Below are 20,117 nucleotides of genomic sequence, written 5' to 3'. Positions count from 1 at the left end.
ATGGATGTTAAAATTTGTACAATGGGCGAATTGTTTGTTGAATTTGTTGCTAAGGAATTCAATCAACGGTTTGATTATACAAATGAATATATTGGACCATACCCTAGTGGAGCCCCGGCTATCTTTGCAAATCAAGTTGCCAAATTAGGTTTTCCAGTTATCTTTTTAAGTTGTGTAGGAAAAGATCCTTTTGGAAAAATGTGCATTAACCGACTTAAACAAGATGGGGTTAATGTTAATGGGATCACTTCTCACAATAAAGTAAAAACAGCTAGCGCATTTTCAACGCAAATTGGTCCAAAAGAGCGAAGTTTAATTTATAACGTTTTAAATAGTGCCTGTGGCTTAATTTCATTTGATCATGTGAATGAAGCTTTATTAAAAGACTGTAATCATTTACATATTATGGGATCATCACTTTATTCATTTCGAGCCATTGATGCGATGTGCAAAGTAATAAATTTTATTAAAAGCCATGGTGGAACTGTTTCTTTTGATCCTAATTTGCATAAAGAAATGTCGGAGATTCGTGAGATAGAACAGTCTTTTAGTTATATATTAGAATTTACCGATATCATTTTGATTAATGAAACACAAGTTAGGTATTTTTCTGAAAATTATGAAAGTGATGAAGAAACGATTAAAGCTTTATTGGAGAAAGGTATCAAACATCTCGTGGTGAAAAAAGGCAGTGATGGTGCAAATTATTATTGTTGCGATGATAAAAATAATATTAATACAATTTATTCTAAGGGTTTTAGTATTGATGCGATTGACCATTCGGGTGCTGATTACTGCTTTGATGCAACTTTTGTGAGTTTACTACTGTCAGGATTTAGTGTTGAACAGACTTTAATGTATGCAAATGCTTGTTATGCGTTGTCTTCATCTTATAAAGGACCAATGGAAGGAACATCATCCCTTATCGCGATTGAAAAATTCTTATCGGAAAATATAAATAATTAATCTTATTTCAAACCCTAAAAAAAATCCCAATAACAATGTTATTGGGAAAACATAAGGAATAGGAAAACAATGAAATAAATGCATTGTTGTACATATTATGCACTCTTTTCAGATAAATTTTAGTTAAGATATGCGTAGGTTTAGTTAAATTGTTAGTATTTGTTTTGTTAATAAATAGTAAATCTTTTAACTGATTTCGTTATAAGAATATTTCAAGTAATGAATTTAAAAATAATTTCCCATGCTCTGTGATTTGCCAGCATTGGTTGTTATCAATCAAATATTTTTTTTCAATAGCAGTCGATATCTGCTTATCAATAGAGTGTAAAGGTAAAAAAGTTCGTTGTTCAAATTCGGATTTAGGTGTGGCTTCAAATAATCTAAATCTATTCATAAAAAATTCAAATGCTAACTCATCTTTAGGGACAGTATAAGATTGTTCCAAATAACGTCCTTCTAAATATCCTTTAGGATGTTTTGTTTTTACGGTGCGAATAATTGTGCCATCATTTTGGGTTAATTTTCCATGAGCACCACAACCAATACCGATATAATCACCAAACCGCCAATAATTTAAATTATGTTGGCATTGATAATTGGCCTTTGCATAAGCAGATGTTTCATATTGTAGGTAACCATGCTTAGTTAATAATTGATGGCCTTGTTGATAAATATCCCATAACATATCATCATCAGGTAAAACAGGCGGTTTAGAACCAAATAAAGTGTTAGGTTCTATTGTAAGTTGATACCAAGATAAATGTGGCGGTGCAATTTCTATTGCCTGTTTTAGATCACTCAATGCATCACATACTGTTTGATTAGGTAAGCCATGCATTAAATCTATATTAAAGCTTTTTAACTTTAAATTTTGTGCTAATTTTCCAGCATCTATTGCTTCTTGCGGATTATGAACTCGTCCTAATTTTGCAAGCTTATCTGCTTGAAAGCTTTGTACACCAATTGATATTCGATTAATTCCAGCTTGTTGATATCCCTTAAATCTTTCTACATCAACTGAATTAGGATTGGCTTCAATTGTTATTTCTGCGTCGTGATTAATTGGTATAATTTTATTTATACTCATTAATAATTTATTAATTAACTCCGCGGAGAAAAGACTGGGTGTACCTCCACCAATAAAAATAGAGTCAATAGAACGATCATTTGAAAGCACGACGTCTTGTTTTAAATCATTAATTAAATGATTTATATATGCTGAATAATCGGGCGTTTTCTTCATGTTATGTGAATTAAAATCACAATATGGACACTTTTGTACACACCATGGCATATGTATATATAAACTCAACGGGATTTTATATTGAACCATATACCTTTCCTCAAATTTTTAAAAAAGTGTCAGCAACTGATAAGAAATAGCTGGCTATATTACTCCAATTTAGTAAAAAAAGCTTTTATTCCGTTTTTATAATTCGAGTAATGCGCGTACAATTAATGACTAAAGACGATGTTCGCCAAGCAAATTAGATAGTTAGGAGTAAATATGAGTATTATTAAGCAGATTTTAGATAGTGATTTATCAAGTACATCAGTGAGTGCATCAGTTAATCAATGTACATTTGGTGAATTGCCTGTCATAGTGATTAAACATAAAAAGTGTTCAGCAGCAGTATCGTTACAAGGTGCTCATCTTTTATTTTGGCAACCTTCAACAGAACCGACACCGGTTATTTGGTTAAGTCAAAAAGCTAACTTTAAAAAGGAAGTTGCAATTAGAGGGGGAGTACCAATTTGTTGGCCATGGTTTGGTAAATTGGGTGATCCTATGCATGGTTTTGCGCGTCTGGTTGAATGGAAATTAGATTCTTGCAAAGAAGATAATAATGGAGTGAATTTAACTTTATCATTAACTAATAATCAGCAAACAGAACAGTTTTTCACAAAACCTTTCCAAGCTTGGTTAACCATTCATGTTGGACAAACGTGTGAAGTGAATTTATCTTGCACTGGGGATTTCGAAGCAACAAGTGCATTACATACTTATTTTGAAGTTAATAATATTAATGATGTCACTGTTAAAGGTTTAGGCGATTCTTATCAAGAACGCTTAGCAGTTGAAAATAAACCATCAATTTCAGGGCAACTTACCTTTAATCAAGAGGTTGATCGCATTTATACCCATGCGGATGACTCAATCCTTATTACCGATGGTAAACGAACAATTAAATTAACTAATGTTAATGCAAGTGATGTTGTTACTTGGAATCCTTGGATAGATAAAGCTAAAGCAATGGCGGATTTTGCTGATGAAGAATATCAATCTATGGTATGTGTTGAAACGTGTCGTATTAATAAGGCGTTAAAATTATCGCCAATACAGAAATCAACATATGGATTTAAGATTGAAGTTATTTAATCATTAGGTTTTGATATTGCAAACGCAATCAATATAACACTATATCTTTATTAAACTGATTATTTGATTGCGTTTACAATCATAACACTTTATAATCCTTAGCGCTTTTTAGAGCATCAATTTTATAGCCAACTACTGGGTCGCCTGTAATTGGTTTTTTATTTAGAATAAACAAGAGAAATCAATATGTTTAAATTTAAAGCAGAAGTTAGAAAAGAGCATGGTAAGGGTGCGAGCCGCCGCCTGCGTCACGCTGGTCAGTTCCCAGCAATTGTTTATGGTGGAACAGAACCTGCAATTTCTATTGTGTTAGATCACAATCAAATTTTCAATATGCAAGAAAAACCAGAGTTTTATTCTGAAGTACTAACTATTGAAATTGACGGTAAAGCAGTTAAAGCTAAAGTGCAAGCAGTACAACGTCATCCATTTAAACCAAAATTAGTTCACATGGATTTTGTACGCGCATAATCATATGTTTGTTGAAAAATCATTCAACAATATCTTTAAATAAAAGGTCACCTAAATGGTGACCTTTTATTTTTTACTATAGTCTTAAAACGACAAATACCTATTGTTATAATTTATTCTATTAACTTGATGTATATTGGTATCAAACATAATAAAATAAATTGTAGATTACACCATTTTAGGAGAAACTCATGTCTGATATCCCAGCTTGCGATTTGGTAATTTTTGGCGCTAAAGGGGATTTAACAAGGCGCAAACTCTTACCGTCTCTATATCAATTAGAAAAATATGGAAAGTTGCCAAAGCAGACAAAAATTTTAGGTGTAGGTCGAGCTGATTGGGATCAAGCCGCTTACACTGAGGTTGCAAAAGATGCGTTAACCACATTTATGACTGAACCACTAGATGAAAGTATTTGGCAACGTTTTAGCCAACGCCTTAACTTTCATAAGTTAGATGTTAATGACATTGCCGGTTTTAATTTATTAAAAGATAAGCTTGAAAAGTCACATCCTGCTATTTTCTATTTTGCGATGCATCCCAATGCCTTTGGTACGATTTGCCAAGGGTTAGCTGAAGCAGGTTTAAATCAGGCTCAAAATAGAATTGTAATGGAAAAACCACTAGGTTTTGATCTGCAATCATCAAAGGAAATTAATGATTCAGTTGCAAAATTTTTCAGTGAATCACAAGTTTATCGTATCGACCATTACTTAGGAAAAGAGTCAGTTTTAAATTTACTCGCACTTCGTTTCGCTAATCCTGTATTTGCTTCGCTTTGGGATAGAAATTCTATTGATCATGTTGAAATCACTGTTGCAGAACAAGTAGGAATTGAAGGTCGCTGGGGTTATTTTGATAAAGCGGGTCAAATGCGTGATATGGTGCAAAACCATTTATTACAAATTCTGACGATGATTGCCATGTCTCCACCTGCAAATCTTGAAGATAATAGCTTGCGTAGAGAAAAGATTGCTGTACTTAATGCATTACGTCCAATTAATAAAGCAAATATCCGTGAAAAAGTTGTTAGAGGACAATATACTGCAGGGTTTGTTAATGGTATCAATGTTCCTGGTTATTTAGAAGAAGATGGTGCAAACAAACAAAGTAATACGGAAACATTTGTTGCTATTCGAGTTGATATTGATAATTGGCGTTGGGCGGGTGTGCCTTTTTATTTACGAACCGGAAAACGTTTACCAAGCAAGTGTTCTGAAGTAGTAGTTTATTTTAAATCTTTACCCCTTAATTTATTTAGTGAGTCTTATTCTGAACTACCGCAGAATAAACTAACAATTCGTCTACAGCCAGATGAAGGTATGGATATTGAAATTTTAAATAAGGTGCCAGGATTAGACAGTACACATAATTTACAAACGACTAAGTTAGATTTAAGTTTTAGTGAAACTTTTCATCAACAAAGTGCTGATGCTTATGAGCGGTTGTTACTTGAAGTGATGCGAGGAAGACAAGCATTATTTGTTCATCGAGATGAAGTAGAGGCAGCTTGGAAATGGGTTGATTCAATTATTAGTGCCTGGAAATTAGATAATGAACCACCTAAAACTTATCCTGCTGGTACTTGGGGGCCTGTCGCTTCGGTTGCTTTGATAACTAAAGATGGTCATTCATGGCATGAGTTTGAATAGAGGAATTTAACAATATGTTTACATTAAAAAAATATCCAAATAGTCAATTATTAATTGAAGATTTAGCTGCTTATATTGTCAAAGATTTGAAACAAGCTATTGATAAAAAGGGACATGCTTCTATTGCTGTATCAGGTGGTAAAACACCTATTCCATTATTTAAACTATTAAGCCAACAAGATTTAGATTGGCACAATGTTTTTATTACATTAGTAGATGATAGATGGGTAGATGATACCGATGATGCTAGTAATGAAAAATTAGTGTTAACTTACTTATTACAAAATAAAGCTAAATTGGCCAATTTTGTAGGTTTAAAAAATAGTTGTGATAATCCATTTGATGGTGCAGAAATTACAGACAAAATTTTAAATAAAATTCCTATGCCTTTAGATGTTTTAATCTTAGGAATGGGAGAAGATGGTCATACTGCCTCACTTTTCCCTGGTGCGGCAAATTTGCGGGCTGGTTTGGATATGAAATCAGGTCGCAAAGTTGTTGGAATGACTCCATTGACGGCTCCATTAGACCGCATTACTTTAACATTACCAACTATTTTAGATAGTCAAAATATCTATCTGCATTTAGTTGGAGAAAGCAAAATGCAGGTATTACAACAAGCAGAAAAGGGAGATGATATTAATCAAATGCCAATTCGTGCAATACTGCAACAAAACAAAGTCAATGTAATTGGTTTTTGGACAGCATCTTAACTGAACAATCAACTTTGCCAGTTTTACTGGCAAAGCTCTCATTTCTGGTCTTATATTAAAACACCTATTGAGCTATTTTTAATCATTAATAAATTGATTATTTGTGACTTTTTTTATTATTGGTTTGTTTCGGATATTAATAAACACTGTTAATAATTTCGTCTTACCATTTCTAAGCGCTTCACTTAATTTGTTAGTGCTCACTTATTATCTTATTAATTTCTTAAATTGTTAGAAATTAATTGATTAAATATCTATTATTTTTGTAACTTTTGTGGTAAAAAGTGGGGTTAAGTGGTAAAAAATAGGTTTTTAATTAACATATTGATTTTTTAATAATTTAAAAACAATAAAAATTAACAATTACGGTGCTTTCATGTTTAGTGGTGCAATTTCAGTCAATTTAGATAGCAAAGGGCGAATAGCAATCCCTACTCGTTATCGTGAATTTTTGCCTGATGGTTTAGTTTGTACCATTGGTTTATATCACCCCTGTTTGACACTTTATTCAATGACTGAATGGCAAAAAATTGAATTACAGCTATCAACATTATCAACAGTTGTTGAAGCAGAACGAAGAATTAAAAGACTATTATTAGGTTATGCAACGGAATGTAATTTAGATAATGCAGGACGTATTTTACTTCCACCAACTTTACGTACTTATGCAAAACTAGAAAAACATACCATGTTTGTTGGCCAATCTAATAAATTTGAGATATGGGATGAAGCAATTTGGTATCAACAAATTAGTGATGACATTGCCACATTATCAACAGATGTTGAAAACTTATCAGAAAATTTAAAAAGTCTAACAATTTAATAAGAGTAAATAAAGATGGATTATCAACATAAAACTGTTTTGTTAAATGAAGCTGTGGCTGCATTAAATATAAAAAAAAACGGTATTTATATTGATGGTACTTTTGGGCGTGGTGGTCATTCTAGGTTAATTCTTGAACAATTGGGCGAACAAGGGAAACTAATTGCAATTGACCGAGATGAACGTGCTGAACAAGCCGCACTTAATATAACCGATCCTAGGTTTACTTTTATTCGAGGAGAGTTTTCGAATGTACATCAATATATCAATGATTTAGGGTTGTTAGGTAATATTGATGGCTTTTTATTAGATCTGGGGGTTTCATCTCCACAATTAGATGATCCTGAAAGAGGATTTTCTTTTATGCGAGATGGACCACTTGATATGCGGATGAATAACCGCAAAGGTGTAACTGCAAGTGAGTGGTTACTAAATAGTGATGAAAATGATATCGCATGGGTTTTAAAAACTTTTGGGGAAGAAAAGTTTGCCAAAAGGATTGCACGTGCAATTGTGGAACAGAATAAAGTTTCACCAATTACTCGTACATTAGAATTAGCAAATCTAATTGAAAAAGCAACACCGAAAAAAGACAAAAATAAACACCCAGCAACACGCTCGTTCCAAGCTATTCGCATTTATATAAATAGTGAATTGGAAGAAGTTGAGCAAGCCTTAAATAGCAGTTTGTCAGTGCTTGCTGCTCAAGGAAGACTTGCAGTTATTAGTTTTCATTCATTAGAAGATAGAATTGTTAAACAATTTATAAATAAACAGAGTAAAGGTCCTAATTTACCAGCTGGCTTACCATTAACAGAACAACAAATTAAACAATATGGTGATGCTAAATTAAAATCACTTGGCAAAATTAAGCCAAGCAATAATGAAATATATGGTAACCCGCGTTCTCGAAGCGCGATATTAAGGATAGCAGAAAGGAAAAATGAATAGTAACAATGAAATTTATCAAAGAAAAAGTGTAGATATACACAATCAAAAAAGACCCAGCAAAAGTTTATTTGGATTAATCCTTAGTGATTTGCTCGGCCATCAAAAAATTTCATTATTGTTATTGGTTTTTATTATTATTTCTGCTGGAGCTGTATTAGTTATAACCCAGCAAGTCCGTAAACAATTATTTGAACGTGAACAATTATTACTCGAACAAGATGTTTTAGAAAGTGAATGGCGTAATTTAGTTATTGAGGAAAATGTACTTGCTGATCCAAAACGTGTTGAAGATAAAGCTAAAAATCAATTGGGTATGTCATATGTGACACCGCAAAATGAAACCGTTATTGTGATAAAGAGTAAATAATGAAGTTTGCTAATAAAAGAGATAATGTAAAACATACTACAAAGTCGAATAAAGGGAATAAATTAAATAGTAAAAAACAAATTTTTACCCTCACTCGATTTTATATTGTTTATGGTTTTATTATTTTAGCAATTATTGGTTTACTTGTCCGATTGGCAATTTTACAAATAATAGAACCTGATAAGTTAATTGCTGAAGCCAATAAACGCTCAATTCGTCATCAAGAAATGAGTGCACCTCGAGCAATGATTACGGATCGTAATGGCAGAGCATTGGCTGTTAGTGTACCTATGTATGATGTTTGGGCTGATCCGAAAATTGTTGTACAAAAAGGCGGAGTTGATCCTAATGATATCCGTTGGCAAGGATTAGCAAAGACATTGAATATTCCAATGTCGACACTAGAGCAAAAATTGAGTAATCCATCGATGCGTTTTGTTTATTTGTCTAAACAAATTACACCAACAATATCGGATTATTTAAAACAATTAAAATTACCTGGTATTTCGTTTGCCAAAACATCTAAACGTTATTATCCAGCAGCTGAAAATATAGCACAATTAATCGGTTTAACTGACATTGATGAAAATGGAACGGAAAAAGGTTCAGAAGGAATTGAAAAAAGCTTTAATAAATGGCTGATTGGTGAATCAGGACAACGTGTTGTTAGGCGAGATCGTGTTGGTAGAGTTATAGAAGAATTAGAAAGGACTGAAAGTGAAGTTGCTTCTGATTTGACATTAAGTATTGATGAACGTTTACAATCTCTCGTTTACAGTGAACTTAGTCAAGCTGTGGAATTTAACAAAGCTGATAGTGGCACAGCTGTTTTAATTGATGTTCACACGGGTGAAATATTGGCCATGGCAACCAGTCCATCCTATAACCCGAATAATCGATCTTCAATTGATTATAGTTTATTACGAAATCGAGCGATAACAGATGCATTTGAGCCAGGTTCAACAGTTAAACCTTTAGTTGTTATGGCTGCATTAGAGAAAAAAATAGCTGATTTAAACACGGTTATTGATACTAGACCTTTTTTGGTAAATCGTTATGAAATCAAAGATGTGTCTTATCAAAAAGCCCTAAATTTGGCTGGTATCCTTGAAAAATCAAGTAACGTCGGTGTGAGTAAGTTAGCTTTACAAATGCAATCAGGTGACCTTGTTGAGTTTTATAGCCGTTTTGGGTTAGGACAACCAACTGAACTCGGTTTAGGTGGAGAAGTGAGTGGTTCAATTGCTGCTGATAGAACAAGAAAATGGGCTGATATAGAAAGAGCGACGTTTTCTTTTGGTTATGGATTAAGTGTTACCCCACTACAGCTAGCTAGGGCTTATGCAACTATTGGTAGCTATGGTGTTTATCGACCTGTTTCAATATTAAAAATTAACGAGCCAGTAGAAGGTAAACGTGTTGTAGCTGAAAAAACAGCTAAAACAGTAGTGCAATTAATGGAAGCGGTTGCTGTGACTGGAGGTGGTACCAAAGCTTCTGTCCCTGGATATAGTGTAGGTGTTAAAACGGGTACAGCTAAAAAACTATCTGGTGGACGATATGTTAATCAATATTTAGCTTATACCGCTGGTATTGCACCAGCAACAGGACCTAAATATTCACTGGTTGTTGTTATCGATAATCCAAAAGCTGGGCAATATTATGGTGGTTCTGTTTCAGCCCCTGTTTTTAGCCGTATTATGGGGGGAGTTCTTAGAACAATGAATGTAAAACCAGATCGTCAAGTTGATGGTCAAATGATTGTATATTAATAGGTAATAAATAATGGCAACAAGCACATTTAAAACTTTATATAACTTATTAGGTGGGAATCAACTACCAGTAGATGATTTCCCGCTTAATCAATTAGTAATTGATAGTCGGAAAGTGCAAAAAGGAGATGTGTTTGTAGCTATTAAAGGGTATACCGTTAATGGTAAAGATTTTATTCCTCAAGCAATTTCATCAGGTGCTGTTCTTGTTCTAACTGAAACAAACAGAAAATCAAATGATTTGAAAATTGATTACCTAAATCAAAAAGACGAGAAAGTTATTCCACAAATAAGTGTGTTTCAACTTTCTCAAAAATTATCAAAAATTGCAGCTGATTTTTATCATTCACCTTCTAAACATTTATCTGTAATTGGAGTAACGGGGACAAACGGTAAAACGACAATTACGCAGTTGATTGCACAATGTGCAACTTTATTAAATAAAAAATCCGCATTGTTAGGCACGATTGGTAATGGTGTTTACAATCATCTCGAACCCTCGCCAAACACAACTTTATCTGCTGTAGAAGTTCAGTCTTATCTAGCTGATTTTGTAGCAAAACGTGTTCAAGTTGTGGCAATGGAAATTTCTTCCCATGGGTTATCGATGAATCGGGTAAAAGAATTACATTGTGCAGCGACAGTATTTATTAATCTAAGCCGAGATCATCTTGACTATCATAAAACGATGAATAGATATGCTAAGGCAAAATGGTCGCTATTTAGTTCTGATGAAAAAGAAAAGCAGGTAGCTAGTTCAGGAAAACCCATTATTAATTATGATGATGCTTATGGACGACGTTGGATTGATAAATTATCAAAAGCGACTGCAGTATCATGCCAACCTAAGTCCTTGCGACGCTTGAAGATGATGGACAACCCTTTTGTTGGTGTGTCAATGATTGAATATCATGATAAAGGTGCCGAAATTCACATGGAATCAAGCTGGGGTAATGCCATTATTCATAGCCGATTACTAGGTGAATTTAATGTATCAAATTTACTATTAGCAATCGCAACATTACTAACACTTGATTATCCATTTTTTGCAGTAGTCAATATGGCATCGTATCTTAAGCCAATATGTGGTCGCATGGAAGTGATACACGTGAAAAATAGCCCAACGGTAATCATTGATTATGCCCATACACCTGACGCTCTACAAAAAGCATTACAAGCAAGCCGCATTCATTGCAAAGGTAAATTATGGGTGATTTTTGGCTGTGGAGGCGATAGAGATACAGGTAAAAGACCATTAATGGGGGAAGTTGCTGAACAGTTTGCCGATAAAATTGTATTAACTAATGATAATCCTCGTACTGAAGATGAAATAAAAATTATTCATGATATACAAGAAGGGCTAACTGACGTTAAAAATACACAAGTTATTACTGATAGAGTTGAAGCTATCACAAAGACCCTAGCTCAAGCCAAACCTGATGATGTTATTCTAATAGCTGGGAAAGGACATGAAGATTATCAGATTATAGGTATAACAAAGCATCATTATTCAGATCAAGAAACCGTAAAACAGATTTTAGGAGTAGAGAATCAATCATGATTCCTTTAGATATTAAGCAAGTTGAAAAAATAGTTAATGGGATTTCTTATCATATTCAAGATGAGAGATTAACTATTGAAGAAATTTGTACTGATTCACGAAAAATTACTCATAAATCACTATTTATTGCATTAGTGGGTGATAAATTTGATGGTCATTTATTTGCTAAACAAGCTATTAAAGATGGAGCTTGTTTGGTAATTGCTAATCACAAACTCGACGATGATATTCCTCAAATAGTAGTAAATGATACCCATTTAGCATTAGGTCAAATCGCTTCATTTGTGCGAGATCAAAGCTCAGCTAAAATTGTCGCGTTGACGGGTTCATCAGGTAAAACATCTGTGAAAGAAATGACTGCTACTATTTTACAGCAGTGTGGTGAAACACTTTATACTCAAGGTAATTTTAATAATGATATTGGAGTTCCATTAACGTTATTAAGATTATCAAAGCAAGATCAATTTGCAGTTATTGAACTGGGTGCAAATCATATTGGTGAAATTGCTTATACCACTCGTTTAGTTAAACCAAATAGTGCACTCATTAATAATATTGCTTTAGCTCATATTGAAGGTTTTGGTTCACTTGAAGGGGTAGCAACAGCTAAAGGTGAAATCTTTGAAGGGCTTTCAGAAAACGGCATCGCGATTATTAATTTAGATAGTTGTTCTGATAATTGGTTAAAAGAGCTAAATAATAAAACTGTTTGGACCTTTTCTTTACATAATTCTTCTGCTGATTTTTATGCTAGTAATATAAAAGTAATGGATCAGACTATTTTCACATTGTGCACACCAATTGGTGAGAGTGAAATCACCTTACCATTAGTTGGTGAGCATAATGTATCTAATGCAATTGCTGCTGCAGCTTTAGCAATATCAGTAGGTGCAACTTTAATAGAAGTTAAGAAGGGATTAGCAACGTCGAAATCTGTGAAAGGGCGTCTTTACCCAATTAAATTAAATCAAACTCAATTAATTTGGGATGATTCCTATAATGCTAATGTTGGGTCAATGTCGGCTGCTATTAATGTTTTAGCAACTCAACCAGGTTATCGAGTTTTAGTTGTAGGTGATATGGCGGAATTGGGACATAACGCAAAAAATTATCATCAACAAATTGGTGAATTAGCTAAACAACAAAAAATTGATTGTGTTGTCAGTGTTGGTGATTTAAGCGAATTGATTAGCCAATTTAGTGGTGTTGGACACCATTTTGTTGATAAACATAAAGCAGTGGAGTTTTTGTTAGCGTTATTACAAAAATATCCAAACTTAACTATGTTAGTTAAAGGTTCACGTAGTGCAAGAATGGAAGAACTAATCACAGAAATTCAATTAAAAACAGGTCAGGATTAAAAATTATGTTGGTGTGGATATCAGAATATTTAGTTAAATATTTTACTTTTTTTAATGTTATTTCTTATCTAACGGTAAGGGCTATTCTTGCGTTATTAACATCATTGGCAATTTCGTTAATTATGGGGCAAAAAGTAATTGATTGGCTTCAAAAATTACAAATTGGTCAAGTTATTCGCCACGATGGTCCTGAATCTCATTTAAGTAAGAAGGGAACACCAACAATGGGTGGAACGCTTATTTTAGCTTCTATTTCGTTTTCTGTTTTTCTATGGGCAGATCTACGAAATCCTTATGTTTGGGTAACCTTATTTGTTTTACTTGGTTATGGTCTTGTTGGTTTCGCTGATGATTATTTAAAAGTTATCCGTAAAAATACTGCGGGTTTAATTGCTAGGTGGAAATATTTTTGGCAGTCAGTTATTGCATTAATTGTGGCTTTTGGTCTTTATGCATATGGGAAAGATAGTTCCGTAACAGTATTAGTTGTTCCTTTTTTCAAAGATGTTATGCCGCAATTAGGGTTATGGTTCATTTTACTGACTTATGTGGTTATTGTTGGTGCAGGTAATGCAGTAAATCTTACTGACGGTTTAGATGGCCTAGCAATTATGCCAACTGTGTTTGTAGCTGCTGGTTTTGCTCTTGTTGCTTGGGCGACAGGTAATGTTAACTTTGCTGCATATTTACATATTCCATATATCAAATTTAGTGGCGAACTAATGATTGTTTGTACTGCAATCATTGGTGCAGGTCTTGGCTTTCTCTGGTTTAACACCTATCCAGCGATGGTTTTTATGGGTGATGTAGGCTCGTTAGCTTTAGGTGGTGTGTTTGGGATTATCTCAGTACTACTGAGACAAGAATTTTTATTATTAGTAATGGGTGGAATTTTTGTTATAGAGACTTTATCCGTAATTTTACAAGTAGGTTCGTTCAAATTAAGAGGTAAACGAATTTTCAAAATGGCACCAATTCACCATCATTATGAATTAAAAGGTTGGCCAGAACCAAGAGTAATTGTTCGGTTTTGGATTATTTCATTGATGTTAGTCGTAATTGGTTTGTTAACCTTGAAATTACGTTAAATAAAATAGAGTAGGATTGCATCATGGTTGACTATCAAGGTAAAAAAGTTGTTATTATCGGATTAGGGATAACAGGACTTTCGTGTGTTGACTATTTTCTTGCTCAGAATGTTATACCGAAAGTGATTGATACACGTTTATCTCCTTCAGGATTAGAGCAATTAGATGATCGTGTTATTCATCATTTAGGAAATCTAAATATAGACTGGCTATTTGATGCAGATCTGATTATTGCCAGTCCTGGTATTGCATTATCTACACCTGAATTACAAAAAGCCGCTGAAAAAGGTATTGAGATTGTTGGTGATGTCGAGCTTTTTTGCCGTGAAGTTAATCAAGATAGAAATAAAAAAATTATTGCTATTACAGGGGCAAATGGTAAAACAACCGTTACTACATTGGTTGGGGATATTGTCAAAGAGGCTGGATTAAAAGTTGGCGTAGGTGGCAATATCGGTGAACCTGCTCTTTCACTATTAAAACAAGATTGTGATATTTATGTGTTAGAACTTTCGAGTTTTCAGTTAGAAACGACATCAAGCTTACAAGCTTCTGTGGCAACAATATTGAATATTTCCGAAGACCATATGGATCGTTATCCTCTTGGTTTAATGCAGTATGCTGAAGCTAAACAACGCATTTATCACAATGCAAAATGTTGTGTAATTAATCATGATGATAAATTAACTAAACCAAAGAATAATCATCACCACTGTGTTTCATTTGGAATAAAGGCTGGAGATTATCATTTAGATGATAATTATGAATACTTGATTGCACAACAAAAGCCAGTCCTAGCGACTAACGCAATGAAATTAATTGGATGTCATAATTATTTGAATGCATTAGCAGCATTAGCTATTGTCGATAGTTTAAACATTGATCGTGATTCAAGTTTGAAAACTATTGCTAATTTTCAGGGGTTACCTCATCGCTTTGAGTTAGTATTTGAGAGCAATGGGGTAAAATGGATTAATGACTCTAAAGCAACAAATGTAGGTAGCACAGAAGCTGCTTTAAATAGTGTTATATGTAATGGAAAATTGTTTTTATTGCTAGGTGGAGATGGCAAATCAGCAGACTTTTCACCTTTGATTCCTTATTTAAAAGATAGAAATATTGAAATTTTCTGTTTTGGACGAGATCGAAATTTACTTGCTAATTTAGCGCCTAATATATCAACGATTACAGAAACGATGGCTGAAACTATTGAATGTATAGCTAAAAAAGTAGCACCAAAAGACGTGGTGTTGCTTTCGCCTGCTTGTGCAAGTTTAGATCAGTTTAAAAATTACATTGAGCGCGGAAATCTTTTTGCACAACTTGCTAAGCAGTATACTCAAAGGGGTGAAAAATGACATTCTTTTGGATAAGAAAACAAGTAAATCCAAATATTCCTTTCGACAACCAGTTGCTTTGGACAGTGATTGGTTTAATGATATTTGGTTTAATTATGGTGACATCCTCATCAATGGCATTTAGTGAAAGTGCTCCTTTCTTTTATACCCAACGCGAGTTAATCCAAATTGGAATGTCGCTATTTTTAATGTGTATAGCTTTATATATTCCTATGCAACGTTGGCAACAATTTGGATCAGTTTTATTAATTATTTCAATTATTATGCTGATAGTTGTTTTGGGGATTGGTTCTTCAATTAATGGTGCGTCGCGTTGGATTCCGTTAGGTGTTTTTAATTTTCAACCAGCTGAGCTTTCTAAATTATCATTATTTCTATTTTTAGCAGGTTATCTAGCTCGTAAATCAGATGAAGTTCAAAACGGATTTTGGGGCTTTTTTAAACCTATGGTGGTGATGGCTGTTTTATCAATTTTATTACTAAAACAGCCTGACTTAGGTACGGTGATTGTATTATTCATGGTCACAATCGGCATTTTATTTATTGCTGGTGCTCAATTATGGCAATTTATTGCCATTTTACTAACTGGGGTTGGTGCAGTTGCTTGCCTTATTTTATATGAATCTTACCGTTTGACACGTTTAATGACATTCCTTGATCCATGGCAAGATGCCACTGGAGCCGGTTATCAGCTTATTGCTTCATTAATGGCTATTGGTAATGGTGGTATAACTGGACAAGGAATTGGTAATTCTATTTTTAAATTACGCTATCTACCTGAATGTCATACTGATTTTATTTTTTCAATTATTTCAGAAGAGTATGGATATATCGGTGTCGTAGCTTTGTTGTTATTACTTTTCTTTCTAACATTTAAAGCATTAGCTATAGGATATCGGGCGTTAAACGAAGGATCTCAATTTTCAGGCTATTTAGCTTGTGAAATTGGCATTTGGTTTGGTTTTCAAACTTTTGTTAATGTTGGTGTAACATCCGGTATGTTACCTACAAAAGGTTTAACTTTGCCATTTATTAGTTATGGAGGCTCAAGCCTTATTGTAATGAGTATTGCAGTTGCAATATTACTAAGAATAGATTTTGAGTTTAGACAACAACAAGCTCAAGCAAGAATAAGGTCAATTAAATAATGAAAAAGTTATTAGTCATGGCTGGTGGTACTGGTGGGCATGTATTCCCTGGTATTGCTGTTGCTCATCATTTAATGAAACAAGGTTGGCAAGTAAGATGGTTAGGTACAGCTGATCGTATGGAGGCACAGTTAGTGCCTGAAAATGGAATTGAAATAGACTTTATTCAAATATCTGGCCTACGTGGCAAAGGTAAACTAGCATTATTAAAAGCGCCTTATAAAATATTGAAAGCTGTTTTACAAGCTAGGAAAATTTTAAAAGCGTATCGTCCTGATGTTGTTTTAGGTATGGGTGGGTATGTTTCAGGGCCGGGTGGAATAGCTGCCAAAAGTTTAGGTATTCCAGTAGTACTACATGAACAAAATGGCATTGCGGGATTAACAAACAAATATTTGGCTAAAATTGCAACTAAAGTTTTACAAGCTTTTCCAACAGCATTTAAAAATGCTGAAGTGGTTGGTAATCCAGTTCGTAGTGACTTATTAACAATTGAAGAACCCAGTGAAAGACTCAAAAATAGACAAGGCCCTATTAGAGTCTTGGTTATGGGTGGTAGTCAAGGCGCCAAAGTAATCAATACTGTTGTTCCTCAAGCAATTTCAAAATTGTCTGATAAATTTATTGTTTGGCATCAAACGGGCAAAGGAATGTTAGATGATGTACTTAAATCTTATCAGAACTGTAACATTAACCAAGTAACAGAATTTATTAGTGATGTTAAAGAAGCCTATAGTTGGGCTGATATAGTTATTTGTCGAAGCGGTGCATTAACTGTGAGTGAAATAGAAGTTGTTGGTATTGGTGCTATTTTTGTTCCTTTTATGCATAAAGATCGCCAGCAATTTTGGAATGCAAAATCTTTAGCTGATATTGATGCTGCTAAGATTATTGAACAGCCTGATTTTAATGTTGATTCATTATTTCAATTACTTTCAAACCTAAGTCGACAAGAATTAGTTGAAATGGCTGTAAAAGCGAAAAGTTTATCCATTATAAATTCGACAGAAAGAGTGGCAGAAACACTGATTTCAGTGGTAAAATAACGAATTTTATTTATAATTTTAAGTAACAGTTTTGTTAAGTTCTGTTTGAGATCAAAAAATGACTTTACTTAATAAATAATTAACCAGGGGTTTAATAGTGAATACTAAGGAATTAGCTGAATTAAGAGCAATCATTCCAGAAATGAAACGTGTCAAACATATCCATTTTGTGGGTATTGGCGGTGCCGGAATGGGAGGGATTGCTGAAGTTCTTGCTAATGAAGGCTATCAAATTAGCGGTTCTGATATTGCTGAAAATGCAGTAACACAACATTTAGAAACATTAGGCGCAAAGATTGTTATCGGACATGCTGCTGAAAATGTTCTTAGTGCAAGTGTTGTTGTTATCTCATCAGCGATTTCTCAAGATAATATAGAAGTCGTTGCAGCTAGAGAAGCTCGTATTCCTGTAATTCAACGAGCTGAAATGTTAGCCGAATTAATGCGTTTTCGATATGGTATAGCTATTGCAGGAACCCATGGTAAAACGACTACCACAGCAATGGTAACTGCTATTTATGCAGAAGCTAAACTCGATCCAACTTTTGTAAATGGTGGTTTGGTTAAAGCAGCAGGAACCCATGCTAGATTAGGTAGTAGTAGATATTTTATTGCAGAAGCCGATGAAAGTGATGCTTCATTTTTACACTTACAGCCTATGGTATCTATAGTAACTAATATTGAACCTGATCATATGGATACTTATCAAGGAAGTGTTGAGAATCTTAAACAAACCTTTATTTCCTTTTTACGTAATCTTCCTTTTTATGGATTAGCTGTTATGTGTTATGACGATCCTATTAATCGTGAATTGTTACCGATTGTTGGTCGTAAAATTATCACTTATGGTTTTAGTGAAGAAGCCGATGTTGTTATTAAAAATTATCGTCAGGAAAGAGGCGTTAGTTACTACACAGTGTGTCGCCCAGATCATAACGATTTAGAAATTGAATTAAATGCACCTGGCAAACATAATGCCTTAAACTCAGCAGCAGCAATTATCGCTGCGACTGAAGATGGTATTGATGATAATTCAATTATACAAGCTTTAGCAAAATTTGCTGGAACTAGCCGTCGATTTGATCTATTAGGTATTTTTCCTGATGGAAATGGAAAAGATATTATGATGGTTGATGATTACGGACATCATCCAAGCGAAGTTAATGCCACAATTCAGGCAGCTCGAAATGGTTGGCCTGATCGTAGATTAGTGATGTTATTTCAACCACATAGATTTACGCGTACTCGTGATTTATTTGATGATTTTGCGCAGGTTCTTTCTCAAGTTGATGCGTTAGTTATGTTAGATGTATATTCTGCTGGTGAACAGCCTATTGCAGGCGCAGATAGTCGATCACTTTGCCGTTCAATTCGTAATCGTGGAAAAGTTGATCCAATTTATGTTTCTGATTTAGATCTTCTACCTGAAATAATGAAAGAATTATTACAAGGTGGGGATTTGTTATTAACTCAAGGTGCTGGAAGCGTTGGCCGAGTTGCCCGTCAGTTAGCCAGTAGCCAACTATTTTCAAAAGAGGTTTTATAATAATGGTTGATAAAGTTGCTGTGTTGTATGGTGGGACCTCTGCTGAACGAGAAGTATCCCTAAAATCAGGTAAAGCAGTATTTTCAGGGTTACAAGAAAATGGTATTGATGCTCATCTTATCGATACTAAAGATCATTGTATAACAAATTTGAAGCAAGAAGGGTTTACTAAAGCTTTTATTATTTTACATGGTCGAGGTGGCGAAGATGGTATTACCCAAGCTATTTTAACTTATCAAAACATTCCTTATACCGGAAGTGATGTTTTATCATCAGCTTTAACTATGGATAAGTTAAAAACAAAACTAGTTTGGAAATCACTTGGTTTACCTGTTGCTGATTACGTTATGGTTGAAAAATCGCAATTAATTGACATTGAAAATATTGTTAAAAATCTTGGATTACCATTATTTGTTAAACCAAGCCATGAAGGCTCAAGTGTTGGTATGACAAGAGTTGATAAGGCAGAAGAATTAAAAGCTGCTATTGATGTTGCATTCAAATATGATAATACCGTAATGGTTGAATCGTTTTTATCTGGCCCTGAGTTTACCGTTGCGATAGTTGGTGATGAGGTTTTACCAGCAATTTACATTAAGCCTGCTACCAATTTTTATGATTATGATGCAAAGTATTTGTCAGATAAAACCCAATATTTCTGTCCAAGCGGATTATCTGATGAAAAAGAACAAGAGATTCGTAAATTAGCTTTAGATGCTTATAAAGCCGTTGGTTGCCGAGGTTGGGGTAGAGTGGACATTATGTTTGATAATAATGAAAAACCATATTTACTTGAAGTAAACACTGCTCCAGGAATGACAGACCATAGTTTAGTACCAATGGCAGCAAAAGAATACGGATGGTCATTTAGTGAATTGGTTAAACGTATTTTACTATTAGCAACCATATAATTG

Annotated in this window: 18 protein-coding genes; 17 read left to right on the top strand and 1 reads right to left on the bottom strand. The window is 34.0% G+C overall.

The genetic code is table 11. The features are described 5' to 3' along the window. Nucleotides 1-966, top strand: a complete 966-nt coding sequence (locus J3U16_RS01945) for a sugar kinase (RefSeq protein WP_065562337.1) — start codon at nt 1-3, stop codon at nt 964-966. A gap of 199 nt (nt 967-1,165) precedes the next feature. Here the strand turns inward: J3U16_RS01945 and hemW are convergent, their stop codons facing one another. After that, entirely contained in the window at nt 1,166-2,299 is a 1,134-nt protein-coding gene (gene hemW / locus J3U16_RS01940; protein WP_065734807.1) for a radical SAM family heme chaperone HemW, read from the bottom strand. 174 nt (nt 2,300-2,473) lie between these two features. Here hemW and J3U16_RS01935 point away from each other — a divergent pair, with 174 nt between their 5' ends. The 16 genes from J3U16_RS01935 to J3U16_RS01860 all read left to right on the top strand — a co-directional run bounded on the left by J3U16_RS01935 (nt 2,474) and on the right by J3U16_RS01860 (nt 20,114). Then, nucleotides 2,474-3,346, top strand: a complete 873-nt coding sequence (locus J3U16_RS01935) for a D-hexose-6-phosphate mutarotase (RefSeq protein WP_267330043.1) — start codon at nt 2,474-2,476, stop codon at nt 3,344-3,346. Nucleotides 3,347-3,532: 186 nt separating this feature from the next. Continuing rightward, on the top strand, nt 3,533-3,817 hold the full coding sequence (gene rplY, locus J3U16_RS01930; protein ID WP_065562334.1) for a 50S ribosomal protein L25: 285 nt from the start codon (nt 3,533-3,535) through the stop codon (nt 3,815-3,817). A 191-nt stretch (nt 3,818-4,008) separates the two neighbouring features. Continuing rightward, the gene (gene zwf / locus J3U16_RS01925; RefSeq protein WP_065562333.1) at nt 4,009-5,469 is read left to right on the top strand and encodes a glucose-6-phosphate dehydrogenase; all 1,461 of its coding nucleotides are present in this window, start codon (nt 4,009-4,011) and stop codon (nt 5,467-5,469) included. 14 nt (nt 5,470-5,483) lie between these two features. Next, the gene (pgl, locus tag J3U16_RS01920; RefSeq protein ID WP_065734809.1) at nt 5,484-6,182 is read left to right on the top strand and encodes a 6-phosphogluconolactonase; all 699 of its coding nucleotides are present in this window, start codon (nt 5,484-5,486) and stop codon (nt 6,180-6,182) included. A 376-nt stretch (nt 6,183-6,558) separates the two neighbouring features. Further along, nucleotides 6,559-7,005, top strand: a complete 447-nt coding sequence (mraZ, locus tag J3U16_RS01915) for a division/cell wall cluster transcriptional repressor MraZ (protein WP_065562331.1) — start codon at nt 6,559-6,561, stop codon at nt 7,003-7,005. A gap of 9 nt (nt 7,006-7,014) precedes the next feature. Further along, nucleotides 7,015-7,956, top strand: coding sequence for a 16S rRNA (cytosine(1402)-N(4))-methyltransferase RsmH (rsmH, locus tag J3U16_RS01910; protein ID WP_141673911.1), 942 nt, complete (start codon nt 7,015-7,017; stop codon nt 7,954-7,956). Further along, nucleotides 7,949-8,323, top strand: coding sequence for a cell division protein FtsL (gene ftsL, locus J3U16_RS01905; RefSeq protein ID WP_065734810.1), 375 nt, complete (start codon nt 7,949-7,951; stop codon nt 8,321-8,323). The genes rsmH and ftsL overlap by 8 nt, the downstream gene beginning before the upstream one ends. Next, nucleotides 8,323-10,095 (top strand): peptidoglycan glycosyltransferase FtsI, encoded by a 1,773-nt coding sequence (gene ftsI / locus J3U16_RS01900; protein WP_081299465.1) that lies wholly within the window; start codon nt 8,323-8,325, stop codon nt 10,093-10,095. The genes ftsL and ftsI overlap by 1 nt, the downstream gene beginning before the upstream one ends. A gap of 13 nt (nt 10,096-10,108) precedes the next feature. Then, nucleotides 10,109-11,656, top strand: a complete 1,548-nt coding sequence (gene murE / locus J3U16_RS01895) for a UDP-N-acetylmuramoyl-L-alanyl-D-glutamate--2,6-diaminopimelate ligase (RefSeq protein ID WP_220225122.1) — start codon at nt 10,109-10,111, stop codon at nt 11,654-11,656. Continuing rightward, nucleotides 11,653-13,017, top strand: coding sequence for a UDP-N-acetylmuramoyl-tripeptide--D-alanyl-D-alanine ligase (gene murF / locus J3U16_RS01890; RefSeq protein ID WP_267330044.1), 1,365 nt, complete (start codon nt 11,653-11,655; stop codon nt 13,015-13,017). The genes murE and murF overlap by 4 nt, the downstream gene beginning before the upstream one ends. Nucleotides 13,018-13,022: 5 nt before the next feature. Beyond that, nucleotides 13,023-14,105 (top strand): phospho-N-acetylmuramoyl-pentapeptide-transferase, encoded by a 1,083-nt coding sequence (gene mraY, locus J3U16_RS01885; protein ID WP_065734813.1) that lies wholly within the window; start codon nt 13,023-13,025, stop codon nt 14,103-14,105. A 23-nt stretch (nt 14,106-14,128) separates the two neighbouring features. Next, nucleotides 14,129-15,463 (top strand): UDP-N-acetylmuramoyl-L-alanine--D-glutamate ligase, encoded by a 1,335-nt coding sequence (gene murD, locus J3U16_RS01880; RefSeq protein WP_267330045.1) that lies wholly within the window; start codon nt 14,129-14,131, stop codon nt 15,461-15,463. Beyond that, complete coding sequence (ftsW, locus tag J3U16_RS01875; RefSeq protein ID WP_267342429.1) at nt 15,460-16,611, top strand: cell division protein FtsW; 1,152 nt, start codon at nt 15,460-15,462, stop codon at nt 16,609-16,611. The genes murD and ftsW overlap by 4 nt, the downstream gene beginning before the upstream one ends. Further along, on the top strand, nt 16,611-17,657 hold the full coding sequence (murG, locus tag J3U16_RS01870; protein ID WP_267330046.1) for an undecaprenyldiphospho-muramoylpentapeptide beta-N-acetylglucosaminyltransferase: 1,047 nt from the start codon (nt 16,611-16,613) through the stop codon (nt 17,655-17,657). The genes ftsW and murG overlap by 1 nt, the downstream gene beginning before the upstream one ends. 97 nt (nt 17,658-17,754) lie before the next feature. Further along, nucleotides 17,755-19,203 (top strand): UDP-N-acetylmuramate--L-alanine ligase, encoded by a 1,449-nt coding sequence (murC, locus tag J3U16_RS01865; RefSeq protein WP_065562322.1) that lies wholly within the window; start codon nt 17,755-17,757, stop codon nt 19,201-19,203. Between the two features lie 2 nt (nt 19,204-19,205). Then, on the top strand, nt 19,206-20,114 hold the full coding sequence (locus J3U16_RS01860; protein WP_267330047.1) for a D-alanine--D-alanine ligase: 909 nt from the start codon (nt 19,206-19,208) through the stop codon (nt 20,112-20,114). The last annotated feature ends 3 nt before the right edge of the window (nt 20,115-20,117 follow it).

Origin of the sequence: Gilliamella sp. B3023 (assembly GCF_026536845.1) — a bacterium.
In the GTDB taxonomy this organism is placed as follows: domain Bacteria; phylum Pseudomonadota; class Gammaproteobacteria; order Enterobacterales; family Orbaceae; genus Gilliamella; species Gilliamella apicola_E.
The sequence above is the reverse complement of the archived record's forward strand: the minus strand, read 5'-3'. Positions and strand labels throughout refer to the sequence as shown.